The organism is Paenibacillus chartarius (genome assembly GCF_042432825.1).
Classification (GTDB): domain Bacteria; phylum Bacillota; class Bacilli; order Paenibacillales; family NBRC-103111; genus Gordoniibacillus; species Gordoniibacillus chartarius.
Genome location: NZ_JBHLWN010000105.1, coordinates 84,775 through 100,261, shown reverse-complemented (window position 1 = coordinate 100,261; position 15,487 = coordinate 84,775). Strand labels below are relative to the sequence as shown.

At 60.3% G+C, this 15,487-nt stretch carries 2 protein-coding genes; both read left to right on the top strand.

Annotated elements, in window-relative coordinates:
* Positions 1-17: 17 nt before the first annotated feature.
* Positions 18-7,754 carry a non-ribosomal peptide synthetase gene (locus ACFFK0_RS26240; protein WP_377473533.1) on the top strand — a complete coding sequence of 2,579 codons (7,737 nt, stop codon included), beginning with the start codon at positions 18-20 and terminating at the stop codon, positions 7,752-7,754.
* 61 nt (positions 7,755-7,815) lie between these two features.
* Positions 7,816-15,471: a non-ribosomal peptide synthetase gene (locus tag ACFFK0_RS26235; protein ID WP_377473531.1), complete on the top strand. Its 7,656-nt coding sequence runs from the start codon at positions 7,816-7,818 to the stop codon at positions 15,469-15,471.
* Positions 15,472-15,487: the final 16 nt, after the last annotated feature.

The following is a 15,487-nucleotide window of genomic DNA, read 5'->3' as shown; positions in this document are numbered from 1 at the left end:
TTCGCGCGAGGTGAACGATGAAAAAAGCGGATGCGATTCAAAAAGTATACCCTCTGACTCCCATGCAGGAAGGCATGCTGTTTCACGCCTTAATGGATTCGGAATCGAGCGCCTATTTTACGCAGATGGTGGCGACGCTGCACGGAGACGTTCGGCCGGAATGGTTCGAGCGGAGCTTGAACCGGGTCGTCGAGGAGTTCGATATTTTGCGGACGGCGTTCGCGCATCAAAATTTGCAGCGTCCGCGGCAAGTCGTATTCCACGAGCGTCCGGTCAAGCTGCATGTCGAGGATTTGCGCGAGATGGCGGGCGATGAGCAAGAACGGCGCATCGATGCGTACAACGACGACAATCGCAAGCGCGGCTTTCATCTGGCGAAGGACGTGCTGCTGCGGGTCGCCCTGTTCCAGCTTGAGGACCGTTCGTTCCGTCTCGTTTGGAGCCATCATCATATCCTGATGGACGGTTGGGGCTTCGGCGTCATCATTCAGCGCTTGTTCCAGGTGTACGCCGACCTGCGCGCGAATCGGCCGGTTTCGGCACAAACGATATATCCTTTCGGGGATTATGTAAAATGGCTGGAGAAGCGGAACAAGGAACAATCGCTTGCGTATTGGGAGTCGGCGCTTGCCGGCTTCGATACGCAGACGACGCTGCCGGGGCGCAAGGACGGCGCTTCGGCGTCGTCCGGCGAGTACCGTCAGGAGCAGCTCGAATTCGTCATCGACGAGGCGACGACCGAGAAGCTGACCCGTATGGCGAGAGGCTGCGGCGCTACGCTGAACAGCTTGTTCCAAGGCGTGTGGGCCGTGCTGCTTGCCAAATATAACCGGACCGGCGACGTCGTCTTCGGTTCGGTCGTATCGGGGCGTCCTTCCGAAGTGCCCGGCATTGAGCAAATGGTCGGATTGTTCATCAATACGGTGCCTGTTCGCGTACGGATGGACGGCGGCATGTCGTTCGCGCAGCTGGCCAAGTCGATTCAACAGTCAGCCGTCGATACCGAGGCGCACAGCTATCTGCCGCTTTATGAAGTGCAGAACCGGTCGGAGCTGAAGCAGGCGCTGCTGGATCACATTATCATTTTCGAAAATTATCCGCTCGGCAAAGAGGTTGAGGGACAGAGCGCGGAGGAGACGATCGGCTTCCAGACACAGGTGGAACGCGTCTTCGAGCAGACGAACTACGATCTGAACGTGATCGTTGCCCCGGGCGAAGACCTGTTCGTGAAGCTGAGCTATAACGCGAATCGGTTCGACAGCGGCGTCGTCAGCCGGGTGGAAGGCCATCTGCGTACGCTGATCGAGCAAATTCTCGACAACCCTGCCGTCGGCATCGAGGAGCTGGAGATCGTCACCGAAGCGGAGCGGCAGGAGCTGATCGGGCGGTTCAACGCAACAAGCTCGGACAATGGAGCCCCTGCTGCACTTGTGCACGTTCTGTTTGAGGAGCAAGTGCGCCAAACTCCGGATCTGCCGGCCGTCGCTGCGGGTAGTGAGCAGCTGACCTACAGGCAGCTGAACGAGTCGGCGAATCGTCTTGCCCGTTCGCTTCTGGATCGTGGTGCCTCCGGCCGGGTCGTGGCGGTGATCGCGCGGCGATCGGCGCGTATGGCGATTGCCCTGCTTGCCGCCTTGAAGGCTGGCGCCGCTTATTTGCCGATCGATCCCGAGGCTCCCGCCGACCGGATCCGGTTCATGCTTGAGGACAGCGGCGCTTGTCTGGTGCTGGCGGAGAACGGCCTTGCGGACGACTGCGGCGTGCCGGTCATCGATCTCGGCAGCGAGCAGTCCTTTGCAGCCGACGCGTCGGAGCTGGTTTCAAATGCGCAGCCGGGGGATTTGGCCTACATCATCTATACGTCGGGAACGACCGGCAAGCCGAAGGGCGTAATGATTGAGCACCGCAGCATCGCTAACACTCTGCTGTGGCGGCGGAAAGAGTACGGCTTCGGACCGGGTGACCGCACACTCGTCTTCTTATCGTTTGCCTTCGACGCTTTCGTCAGCACGTTCTTTACGCCGCTGCTGTCGGGCGCGGCCGTCGTGTTCGCGAAGGACGAGGAGGCGAAAGATCCGATCGCGCTGAAGCGGCTCATTGCGGCTGAGCGTATCACGCATGTCAGTACGGTTCCGGCAATGTTCCAGGCGATTCTGGACGCCATTACGCCGGAGGAGGCGCAAACGCTCAAAGTGGTAACGCTTGGCGGGGAAAGCATTACCGAGGGCGTTGTCGCTGCGGCGCGCGACATCCATCCCGGTCTTGAGCTCGTGAACGAGTACGGTCCGACGGAGAGCAGCGTCATTACGACGTTCCTGCGTCACGCCGAGCAGCGCGAGTCCTTCACGATCGGCCGGCCGATCGCCAACACGGAGGTATGGATTGTCGGCGCCGATATGCGTCTGCAGCCGGTTGGAGCGGCAGGCGAGCTGTGCATCTCCGGGGCAGGTCTTGCCCGCGGCTATTTGAACCGCCCGGAGCTGACGGAGGCCGCGTTCGTTCCGCATCCTTACAAGGAAGGCGAACGCTTATACCGGACAGGCGACGTGGCGCGCTGGACGGCGGACGGTGAAATCGAGTTCGTCGAACGGATCGACCACCAGGTCAAAATTCGCGGCTACCGGATCGAGCTCGGCGAGATCGAAGCGGCGCTGCGCAAGACGGCTTCCGTGAAAGAAGCGGTTGTTGTCGCGATCGTGGACGGGAGCGGGTCGAAGCAGCTGTGCGCGTATGTAACCGGAGCTGGCGAACGTGTCGATGAAGCCGAGCTGCGCTCTTCGCTTGCCGCCGACCTTCCGGCTTACATGATCCCTGCATGGTTTGTGAAGCTGGATCGGCTGCCGCTGACGGCGAACGGCAAGGTCGACCGCAAGGCGCTGCCCAAGCCGGAGGGGGCACTGGCGGCACAGCGTGAATATGCCGCGCCGGCTACGCTGCTCGAAGCGAAGCTGCAGCCGATTTGGCAGGAGGTGCTGCAGGTCGACGCGGTCGGGGCGACCGACCACTTCTTCGAATTGGGCGGGCATTCGCTTCGGGCGATGACGCTCGTCACCCGCCTGCAGAAAGAGCTGCAAATCGACGTGTCGCTGAAAGTGCTGTTCGACCGTCCGACGATTCGGGACATTGCCCGTTATATAGAAGGGGAGCCGGAGGAAGCCGGCGGCTTCGCATCGATTGAGCCCGCCGAGCCGCGCGACACGTATCCTCTGTCGTCCGGTCAACGGCGCATGTTCGTCATTTCCCGGTTTGAGAACGCCGGGACGGCGTATAACATGCCGGATGCGATGCTGCTCGAAGGGCCGCTTGATATCGAGCGGCTTGGCGATGCGCTGCGCAAATTGATCGAGCGCCATGAGCCGCTGCGCACGTCGTTCGAGCTGCTCGGCGAGGAGCCGGTGCAGCGCATCCATCCGACGGCCGAGCTCGAGCTGGAGCTGATGGAAGCGGCGGACGAAAGCGGCGCGGAGCGTCTCATCGGCGAATTCATCCGTCCGTTTGACTTGGGACGCGCTCCTCTTGTACGTGCCGGTCTCGTCCGGCTCGGCGAGCAGAAGCATGTGCTGCTGATCGACCTGCATCACATTATCGCGGACGGCGTATCCATCGGCGTATTGATCCGCGATATGGCGGCGATCTATGCCGGCGAGCCGCTGCCGGAGCTGCGCATCCAATATAAGGATTATGCCGTATGGCAGGCCGGAGCCGACTATGCGGAGCGGCTGAAGGAGCAGGAGGCTTATTGGCTCGGCTTGTATGCGGACGGTGTGCCTGCCGTCGATATGCCGACGGACTACCCGCGCCCGATGGTCCGGTCGTTCGAAGGGGCCCGGCACGAATTTACGGCTGACGCTCAGCTCGCTTCGCAGCTTCGCAAGCTTGCCGCCGAGCAAGGCGCTACGCTGTTCATGCTGCTCTTCGCAGCCTATAACGTACTACTTTCCAAATACACCGGCCAGGAAGACTTCGTCGTCGGCACGCCGATCGCCGGCCGCAGCCACGACGATGTGCGCGACATGGCGGGCATGTTCGTCGGCACGCTTGCCCTTCGGTCGCAGCCGCAGCCGGAGCTGGCGTTCCGTGACTATTTGGCGGCCGTCAAGCAGCATTGTCTCGACGCATTCGGCCGTCAGGACTATCCGTTCGAGGAGCTGGTGCAGAAGCTGGGCCTCGCCCGCGATATGAGCCGGAATCCGATGTTCGATACGATGTTCCTGATGCAAAATATGGAGAAAGCGGAGCTATCGCTGGACGCTTTGAAGCTGTCCGCTTTCCCGCAAAACAATAACATCGCCAAATTCGATTTGACATTCGGCGTCATCGAACGGGATGATGGCTTCCTGTTCAGCATCGAGTATGCGACCGCTTTGTACGGTGCGGAGACGGCAGAGCGTCTCGGCCGCCACTACGTTCAGCTGCTGCAAGCGATCGCCGCTGCCCCCGAACGGCGCTTGGCCGAGCTTGACATGCTGGATGAAACCGAGAAGAGCATGCTGCTGAGCGGCTACAACGATACGAAGGCCGGCTTCCCTCAAGACGAGACGATCGTCTCGCTGTTCGAGCGGCAGTCGGAGCTGATGCCGGACCGGATCGCCGTATCGTTCGATGCCGTGCGGCTGACATATCGCGAGCTGAATGAACGCGCCAACGTACTTGCGCACAAGCTCCGCGAGCAAGCCGGGGTCGGCCGCGACGATCTCGTCGCGCTGCTACTGGACCGCTCCGCGGACATTGTCGTCGCGATGCTTGCCGTCCTTAAGGCCGGCGGTGCGTACGTGCCGATCGACCCGGCTTATCCGGAAGACCGGATCCGCTTTACGCTGGAGGACAGCGCGCCGAAGGCGCTGCTGACCGCTTCCGAGCATACCGGCCTTGCCGGCGGTAGCGGCGGCGTCGTGCTCGAGCTCGACAATCCGGCGCTGTTTCAGGGAGATACAAGCAATCCCGCACACGTCAACGAGCCGAACGATCTCGCTTATATTATTTTCACCTCCGGTACGACAGGCCGTCCGAAGGGTGTCATGATCACGCACCGCAACGTCGTTCGCCTGCTGGTGAACGATCGGCTGCAGTTTGATTTTAACGAGGGCGACGTGTGGACGCTGTTCCATTCGTACTGCTTCGACTTCTCCGTGTGGGAAATGTACGGCGCTCTGCTGTACGGCGGGCAGGTCGTCGTCGTACCGCGCCATGTCGCGCAAAATCCGCAGGATTTCGCCGATTTGCTGCGCCGGGAGAAGGTCACCGTACTGAACCAAACGCCTACGGCGTTTTACGCTCTCATCCATGAGGAGATGCAGCGCCAGGACAGCGAGCTTGCCGTCCGCTACGTGATCTTCGGCGGCGAGGCGCTCAATCCGGTCATGCTGAAGCCTTATCGCGGCAAGTATCCGCAGACGAAGCTGATCAACATGTACGGCATTACGGAAACGACCGTGCATGTCACGTATAAAGAAATTACGGAGCTCGAGATCGAGACTAACGTTTCCAACATCGGTAAGCCGATCCCGACGCTGACGTGCTACATTTTCGATGCGCGGGGACAGCTGGTGCCGGTCGGCGTCACCGGCGAGCTGTACGTCGGCGGCGACGGCGTCGCCCGCGGCTACTTGAACCGCGAAGAGCTGACGGCCGCCCGTTTCGTGCAGAATCCGTACAATCCGGAGGAGCGGCTGTACCGGTCCGGCGACTTGGCCCGCCGCATGGCCAGCGGAGAGATGGAGTACCTGGGACGCATCGACCATCAGGTCAAAATCCGCGGCCACCGCATCGAGCTCGGCGAAATCGAGACGGTGCTGCTCAGCCACGACCGCATCCGCGAAACGACGGTCATCGCCCGCGACGATGCCGGAGGCGGCAAATCGCTGTGCGCTTACTTTGTAGCGGAGAGCGAGCTCACCGTGCAGGAGCTGCGCGAATTTGCGCGAGGCTCGCTGCCGGATTACATGGTCCCCGCGCATTTCGTTCAGCTGGAGCGCATCCCGCTGACGTCGAACGGCAAAATCGACCGCAAAGCGCTGCCCGAGCCGACTGTCGGCGTTGCCACCGGGGCCGCCTACGTTGCACCGCAATCGATCCGCGAGCAGCTTCTCTCCGATATTTGGCAGGAAGTGCTAGGCGCCGCACAGGTCGGGGCAGAGGACAATTTCTTCGCGCTTGGCGGCGATTCGATCAAGGCGATTCAAGTCGCGGCCAGACTGGCCGCACACGGCTTGAAGCTGGAGATGAAGGAGCTGTTCCAATATCCGACGGTCGGCGAGCTGGCGCCTCGTCTGAAAGCCGCTTCGCGCTCCATCGACCAAGCTCCGGTAAACGGAGAGGCCATACTGACGCCGATTCAGCACTGGTTCTTCGAGCAGCGCTTCACGGAGGCGCATCATTGGAACCAGTCGGTCATGCTGTACAGCCCTCAGCCGATGAAGGCGGAAGCCGTACGCGCCGCGTTTGACGCAATCGTCCGTCATCACGATGCGCTGCGCTTCGTCTTCCGGACGGGCCCGGACGGCGCCGTAACGGCATACAACCGCGGACCAGACGACGGAACGTCTTATGCATATGATTTTATTAATTTGACCGGCGAGGCCGATGACCGGCTGGCGTTAACCCGCCATGCTCAGAAGCGGCAAAGCTCAATCGATCTGGCCGAAGGGCCGCTGTTTGTTACCGTTCATTACCGTACCAGCGGCGGCGACCATTTGCTGATGATCGCGCATCATCTCATTATTGACGCGGTTTCTTGGCGGGTTATTCTCGAAGATCTTGAGACCGCCTATGGCCAAGCGGCCGCCGGAGAGCGGGTCGCGCTTCCGCTGAAGTCGGATTCGTTCGTCTACTGGTCGCAGCAGCTGCAGAATTACGCGTCGAGCCCGCTGCTGCTGCGCGAGGCCGACTATTGGCGCGAGCTGGAGTCGCTCGGTGCGAAGCCGCTGCCGCGCGATGGCGGGCAGGAGGGACGGGGCCGCTTTACCGATCTGCGCAAAGCGCAGTTCGAGCTGTCCGAAGCGGAGACGGAGCTGCTCCTGAAGCAGGCGGGCCGCGCCTACAATACGGAAATCAACGATTTGCTGCTGACGTCACTCGGACTTGCGGTCCAGGAATGGGCGGGGCTCGATCACGTGTGCATCAACCTGGAGTCGCACGGACGCGAGCAGATCGCCGAAGCCTTGGACATTTCCCGCACGGTCGGCTGGTTTACGTCGCAGTACCCGGTCGTCCTCGACATGACCGCCTTCCGGCAGGCAGAGGGCGGCAGCGAAGCGGCTCTATCGCGCCAAATCAAGGAGACGAAAGAGCAGCTGCGCGCCGTTCCGAACAAAGGGATCGGATACGACATTTTGAAATATTTGACCCCCGCGGAGCTGAAGCCGGCCGGATTGCGCTTTGACCTCAAGCCGGATATTTGCTTCAACTACTTGGGTCAGATCGACGGAGACGTTACGAACCCGACCTTCGGCATGTCCGATTACAATAACGGATCGCCGGTCAGCCCGGAGGCGGAAAACAGCTATGCCTGGAACGTCTCCGGCATCGTTGAAGACGGACGGCTGCTTATGACCTGCGACTACAACAGCCTGGAATTCACGCAGCCGTCGCTGGAGCGGTTTATGTCGGTTTACCGGAGCAAGCTGGAGCAAGTGATCGCCCACTGCACAGGGCGCGGCGATGCCGAGCTGACGCCGAGCGACATTTCCTCGAAGGGTATGACGATGGACGAGATGGACGATATTTTTGATTTGCTGGAAGAGAAGTTGAACTGACGGGGACGAGCGGCAACACCGTCGAGGCTCGGAACGGCCATACTTGCAAAAGAGGTGCGAAATGTCATCGTTTAAGAAAGAACACGTGAAGGACATGTATTATTTGTCCCCGATGCAGGAAGGGATGCTGTTCCATACCTTGCTGCATCCAGGCGGGGCGTATTTCGAGCAAATGACCGTCCGTATTCGCGGCGAGCTGGATATCGCTCTGTTCGAGCAAAGCATGAACCGGATCATCGAGCGGTACGATGTGTTCCGAACGACGTTCCTGTATGAGAAAATCAAGCGCCCCGTGCAGGTCGTCCTCAAGCAGCGCTCGCTGCAGATCGAGGTTGTCGACGTGACCGGGCTGCCGGCGGACGAGCAGCTGGCGCGCCTCGAAACGTTCAAGCGCAAGGATCGCGAGACAGGCTTCGACCTGTCCCGCGACATCCCGACGCGGATGATCGTATTCAAGCTGGGCGCAGGCGAGTACGAAATGATTTGGAGCCACCACCATATTCTGATGGACGGCTGGTGTCTCGGCATTATCATCAACGAGCTGTTCAAAATTTACGGTCACCTGAAGCGCGGCGAGACGCCGGCGCTGCCTCCGGTGCAGCCGTACAGCACGTACATCCAGTGGCTGGAAAAGCAAAACAAGGAAGAGGCGCTCGGCTACTGGCGCGAGCTGCTCGGCGATTACGAGCAGGCGGCATCGCTGCCGAAGCGGGCTGCACCCGGCGGCCTTTACAAGCAGGCCGAGCTGAAATTTTCCTTCGGCGTCGACTTGTCGCGCCGCCTTCAGGAGCTGGCGAGCAAGTGCCAGGTGACGCTGAACACGCTGTTCCAAACGTTGTGGGGCGTGCTGCTTCAGCGCTATAACCATACGGATGATATCGTATTCGGCTCGGTCGTGTCCGGACGGCCCTCGGAGCTGCCCGGCATCGAAACGATGGTCGGCTTGTTTATTAATACGATTCCGGTCCGCATTCGTTCGGCCGGCACAGAGACGTTCTCCGAGCTGACGGCCGCCGTGCAGCGGCTTGCGGTCGCTTCCGAACGCTTCGATTACATGCCGCTTTACGAAATTCAAAACGTTACGCCGCTGAAGCAGGACTTACTGAACCATATCGTCGTCTTTGAAAACTATCCGATCGAGAAGGAAGTAGCGGAGAGCGGCTCGGAGGACGTGCTCGGCTTCGATGCGAGCGATGTCAGCATGTTCGAGCAGACGAGCTACGACATGAATATTCTGGTGCTGCCAAGCGAAGACGTTACCGTCAAGTTCAATTTCAACGCGGCCGTTTACGATCCGGCCATGCTGGAGACGCTTGGCGGGCATTTGCGGATGCTGGCTGAGCAAGCCGTCGCCGATCCGGGCATCGCCGTCAGCGCCATGCGCCTTATCACCGGGCATGAGGAAGAGCTGCTGGCCCGATTCAACGATACGGCGGCCGATTATCCTGCGGATCAAACGGTACATGGCTGGTTTGAGGAGCAAGCCGGCCGGACGCCGGATGCGGTCGCGGTCGTATTCGGCGGGCAGCGGGTCACCTACGGCCAGCTGAACGACAATGCGAACCGGCTGGCTCATGCCCTGATTCGGCATGGGGTAGCACCGGACCAGCCGGTCGGTATCATGGCCGATCGATCAATCGAATACGTGACCGGCGTCCTTGCCGTCCTGAAAGCGGGAGGGGCGTTCGTGCCGATCGATCCGGACTATCCGGAAGACCGGGCCTCCTATATGCTGGATAACAGCGGGGCGAAGCTGCTGCTGACCCAGCTGCAGCTTGTCGGGAAAGCATCGACGATCGCCGGTAAAGAACGCGAGCTGCTCCTGCTGCAGCCGGAGCTGTACGCCGCGGAGTCCGCCCGGAATCCGAATGCCGGTGCAGCTTCGGGCAGCCTGCTGTACGTCATCTATACGTCGGGCACCACCGGACGGCCGAAAGGCGTCATGCTCGAACATAAAAATTTGGTAAATTTACTTGCATTTGAATTTCAGAAAACAAATGTTTCCTACAATGGGAAGGTACTACAATATACGACAATCTCTTTCGACGTTTGCTATCAGGAAATATTCTCGACCTTGCTGTCAGGCGGAACGCTTCATCTCATCGATAACGATACGAAGCGAAGCGTCGAGAAGCTGACGGCTTACGTCACACAAGAGGAAATTCCGGTGCTGTTCCTGCCGGTGTCGTTTCTGAAATTCGTATTCAACGAGCAAGAATATGTGGATATGTTTCCTTCCTGTGTCCGGCACATCATTACAGCGGGCGAACAGCTTGTCGTCCCGAACCGGCTGCGTACGTATTTGCGGGAGCGCGGCGTGACGCTGCACAATCATTACGGCCCTTCGGAGACGCACGTCGTAACGACGCTGACGATGTCATCAGAGGAGGACATTGCCGAGCTGCCGACGATCGGCCGGCCAATTTCCAATACGAGCATTCATATCGTAAGTAACGGTCTGCAGCTGCAGCCGGTCGGTATCGTAGGCGAGCTGTATATTGCCGGAGACAGTGTCGGGCGCGGCTATATCGGCAACGATGAGCTGACGGCGGAGAAGTTTACGGAAAGTCCGTTCCGTACCGGCGAGCGAATGTACCGGACCGGCGACCTTGCGCGCTGGCTGCCGGATGGCGAGATCGAGTTCCTCGGACGAATCGACCATCAGGTCAAAATCCGCGGCCACCGCATCGAGCTCGGCGAAATCGAATCGCGCCTGCTCAATCATGCGTCGGTTACGGAAGCCGCCGTGCTTGCCTACGACGACGGCAAGGGCGGCAAATATTTGTGCGCCTATGTGGCTGCGGCGGAGCAGCTGACCGCGGCCGAGCTGCGCGAGCATGTGCTTGCGGCGCTGCCCGACTACATGGTGCCGTCGTATTTCATCCAGCTGCCGAAGCTGCCGCTGACGCCGAACGGCAAGACCGACCGGCGGGCGCTGCCTTTGCCGGAAGGCGGCCCGAACGGCGGAGAAGCGTTCGTGGAGCCAAGAAACGAGCTGGAGCGGACGCTGGCAGCGATTTGGTCGGACGTACTCGGTGTGGAGCGGGTCGGCATCCGCGATAATTTCTTTACGCTGGGCGGTCATTCGTTGAAAGCGATGATGCTCGTCTCGCGCATGAACAAGCAGTGCGAGACCGATGTGCCGCTGAAGGTGCTGTTCGAACGGCCGACCATTGAGGCATTGTCCGCTTATATGTCCGGCTCCGATGCCGAGGCGTCGGCGGCGCCGTCGTCGATTCCTCGGGCTCCGGTACAACAGTTTTATCCGGTATCTTCGGCGCAAAAGCGGATGTTTGTGTTAAGCCAGCTGTCCGGCGTTCATACCGGATACAATATCCCCGGCGTATTTATCCTTGAAGGCGAGCTGGATTTGAACCGTTTCCAGTCTGCTATGGAGAAGCTCGTCGACCGTCACGAATCGCTTCGGACTTCATTCGAGGTCGTGAATGGCGAGCCGGTGCAGCGTGTACACGATAAGGTGCCATTCAGTGTGACTGTGGTCGAGGCCACCGGTCTGCAGGTGGAACCGGAAGCGCTGGCAGAGCGATTCATACGCCCGTTCGACTTGACCTCAGCGCCGCTGTTCCGCGCTGAATTGGTCAAGCTGGCCGGCAATCGTCATCTGTTCATGTTCGACATGCATCACATTGTTGCCGACGGCGTATCGCTGAGCATCATTATCGGTGAGTTCACCGCACTGTATCGCGGCGAAGTGCTGCCGCAGCTGCGGATCCAATACAAAGATTACGCCGTATGGCAGAACGGCACTTTATCGTCCGATGAGCTGAGCAAGAAAGAAGCGTACTGGCTGGAGCGGTTCGGCGGCGAGGTGCCGCTGCTCGATCTGCCGACCGATCTTCCTCGTCCTGCTGTAAGGAGCTTCGCGGGTCACCATCAGTCGCTGCAGCTGACGCCGGAGCTTTCGGGACAGCTGGAGCGGCTGGCCGCCAAGGAAGGCGCAACCTTGTACATGGTGCTGCTGGCCGCCTATTACGGGCTGCTGTACAAATATACCGGACAGACCGACATCATCGTCGGCACGCCGGTGGCGGGACGTACTCACGCCGATCTGGAGCCTGTCGTCGGCATGTTCGTCAACACGGTGGCGCTGCGCGCAGCGCCAGAAGGCGGCAAAACGTTCCGCCAATTGCTGGCGGAAGTGAAGCAGGAAGCGCTGCAGGCGTTCGATTATCAGGATTACCCTTACGAAACGCTGCTGGAGAAGCTGAACATTCCGCGCGACTTGAGCCGTAATCCGCTATTTGACGTGCTGTTCATGGTGCAAAATATGACGCCGGCGGGCGGAGAGCCGGATGGCCTTGAGCTGACGCCTTGCACGTTCGGCAATCCGGTTTCGAAATTCGATCTGACGATGCTGGCCGAGCCGTCCGAAACGGGGATTACCCTTGGAGTCGAGTACTGCACCGCACTGTTCCGCGAGCAGACGATCGAGCGCATGCTCCGGCATTTCGCCGAGCTGCTGGATGCTATCGTCAGTGCACCGGATGCGCCACTTGCCGAAATCGCCATATTGACGGAGAGCGAACGGCGCGAGCTGCTGGTTTCGTTTAATGCAATCGGCGCCGAGTTTTCCGCGAACCGCTCGATTCCCCAGCTGTTCGACGAACAGGCGGCACGCACGCCCGAAGCTCTCGCCGTCCGTATGGACGATCGAAGACTCTCGTACGGAGAGCTCCAGTCGGAGTCGGCGCAGTTGGCGGCTGTGCTTCGCCGAGCCGGTGTCGGCGCCGAAACCATCGTCGGTGTCATAATGGAACGTTCGGTCGAGATGGTCGTGACGATTTTGGCGATTCTCAAGGCGGGAGGCGCCTACGTGCCGATCGATATCGATTATCCGCAGGAACGGATTCGTTACATCGTTCAGGACAGCGGCGCCAAGCTGATCGTAACGAGAGAACGGGAACGGGATCAAGTGGCGGGACTCGTCGGCGACGGACCGCAGTTAATCGCATATGAATCGGTAACGGCGCATGCAGCGGCCGATGCTGAAGACACGCCGCTCCCGGCGGTTCGTCCGACGGATCTGGCTTACGTCATCTATACGTCCGGGACGACCGGAATGCCGAAAGGCACGATGCTGGAGCATACCGGTATCGCCAATCTGCAGATGTATTTCCGCGAGCATTACGGCATAGGACCGGGAGACCGCATCGCGCAGTTTGCTTCATCCTCGTTCGATGCGTCCGTCTGGGAAATGTTCATGGCGCTGCTGACCGGAGCGAGCCTCCATCTCGTGCCGAAGGATGCGCTTAACGATTACGTTAGCTTTGAAGCGTTCATGAATCGGGAAGAGATTACCGTCGCGACGCTGCCGCCGACATTTGCCGTGCACCTTGAGCCGGAGCGTCTGCCGCATGTGCGCCGCCTGATTACCGCAGGGTCGGCGACGACGCGGGAGCTGGTCGGCCGCTGGCTGGGCCGGGCCGCCTACGTGAACGCGTACGGACCGACGGAGACGACGATATGCGCGACCGCCTGCGAGGTGACCGAGCAGCTGCTGGAATCGCCGGGCTCCGTGCCGATCGGCGGACCGCTGCCGAACACGAGCGTCTACATCGTAAACCGTGACGGCCAGCTGCAGCCTGTCGGCGTTCCCGGCGAGCTGTGTGTCGGCGGCGTCGGACTTGCCCGCGGCTATTTACACCGTCCGGAGCTGACGGCGGAGAAATTCGTAGCGAATCCGTTCGTTTCCGGCGAGCGGATGTATCGGACCGGCGACCTGGCGCGCTGGCTGCCGGACGGTCATATCGAATATATGGGCCGCATCGACCATCAGGTCAAAATTCGCGGCTACCGGATCGAGCTGGGAGAGATCGAGGCGTCGATGCTGAAGCATCCCGAGCTCACGGAAGCGATCGCGATCGCCCACCGCGACGAGCGGGGCGATGCGTACTTGTGCGCTTACTATACAGCGGAGACCGCATTGGACGCAGCCGATCTGCGCGAGCATTTGTCCGCGCTGCTGCCGAGCTTCATGCTGCCTTCGCATTTGATCCGGCTGGAGCGAATGCCGCTGACTTCGAACGGGAAAATCGACCGTACCGCCTTGAAAAAGCCGGCGGAGCTCGGACTTGACGGCAGCGCAGCCTACGAGGAACCGCGCACGCCGACCGAAAGGACACTGGCCGAAATGTGGTCCGAGCTGCTCGGTGTACCGCAGGTTGGACGAAACGACGATTTCTTCCGCCTGGGGGGCCACTCCTTAAAGGCGATGAGTCTGGTTGCCAAAGTGGTCCAGTCGTTCGGCGTCAAGCTGGAGCTGTCCGCACTGTTCGAGAGAACGACACTCGCAGCGCTTGCATCGGCGATCGACGGAGGCGACCGCGAGCCGCTGCCGGCCATCGAGCCGCTGCCTTTGCAGCCGCATTACGAAGTATCGCCGGCACAGCGCCGGATGTTCATCATGCACCAGTACGAGAGCGGCGGCACCGGCTATAACATGCCGGGGGCGATGGTTGTCGAAGGGGAGCTGGACCCGGATCGACTGGAGGATGCGTTCCGCGCGATCATAAAGCGTCACGAAGCGTTCCGCACGACGTTTACGACGGTTGGCGGTGAGCCGGTTCAAGTGATTCATGACGATGTTCCGTTCGAAATGGCGTTCCGGGATGCCGGCGGCCGCGATATCGATACGCTGCTGCGCGAATTCGTTCAGCCCTTCGAGCTTGAACAAGCGCCGCTGCTTCGCGTCGGCTTGATCGCATTGGACCGCAGCCGTCATCTGCTGCTGATCGATATGCACCATATCGTCTCCGACGGCGTGACGATGTCCGTTCTGATCGGCGAGCTGGCCGAGCTGTATGCAGGACGCGAATTGCCGGAGCTGAAAGTGCAGTATAAAGATTTTGCCGCATGGCAGAACCGGCTGTTCGCTTCCCCGGCGTTCGAACGGATGGAAGCCTTCTGGTCCGGCCAGTTTGCCGGCGGAGCGCCTCAGCTGGCGTTGCCGACGGATTTCCCGAGACCCAACAAACGTTCGTTCCAAGGCGATTCGATTACGTTCCACGCCGGAGCTGAGCTGCGGCGGCAGCTGCACCGGGTTCGCGAAGAGACGGGAGCGACGCTGTTCATGCTGCTCCTGGCCGCTTATAACGTGCTGCTGGCCAAATATGCGGGCCAAGACGACATCGTGGTAGGGACTCCGGCCGCCGGCCGTCCGCATGCCGAACTGGAAGGCGTCGTGGGCATGTTCGTCAACACGCTCGCGCTGCGCAACTATCCGAGAGCGGAGCTGACGTTTGCCGACTTCGTCGCCGATCTGAAGGCGCGGACGCTGGCGGCGTTCGAGCACCAGGATTACCCGCTTGAGCAGCTAGTGGCGAAGCTGGAGCTCCATCGCGATCTCAGCCGCAATCCGCTGTTCGATACGGTATTCAGCATGCAAAATATCCAAGGCCGAAACGATTCGGACGACTTGTTGAACGGACTTTCATTTACGCCGTACGAAGCGGGCAGCACGATCGCCAAGTTCGACTTGACGCTGTCGGCTATCGAAGAAGACGAAGGCATCCGGTTCTGCTTCGAGTACGCAACGTCGCTGTTCCGCAGGGATACGGCAGACAGGCTGGCGACCGATTTGCTTAAAGTTCTGGAAGCTGTAGCGAACGATCCGAACGTACGAATTGCCGACATCGTGTTGATCGAGGCGGGACAGCTGGACAATGTGCTGGGAGATAACGTACAGTTTCATTTTTGATTCGGTTGGAGGAGCC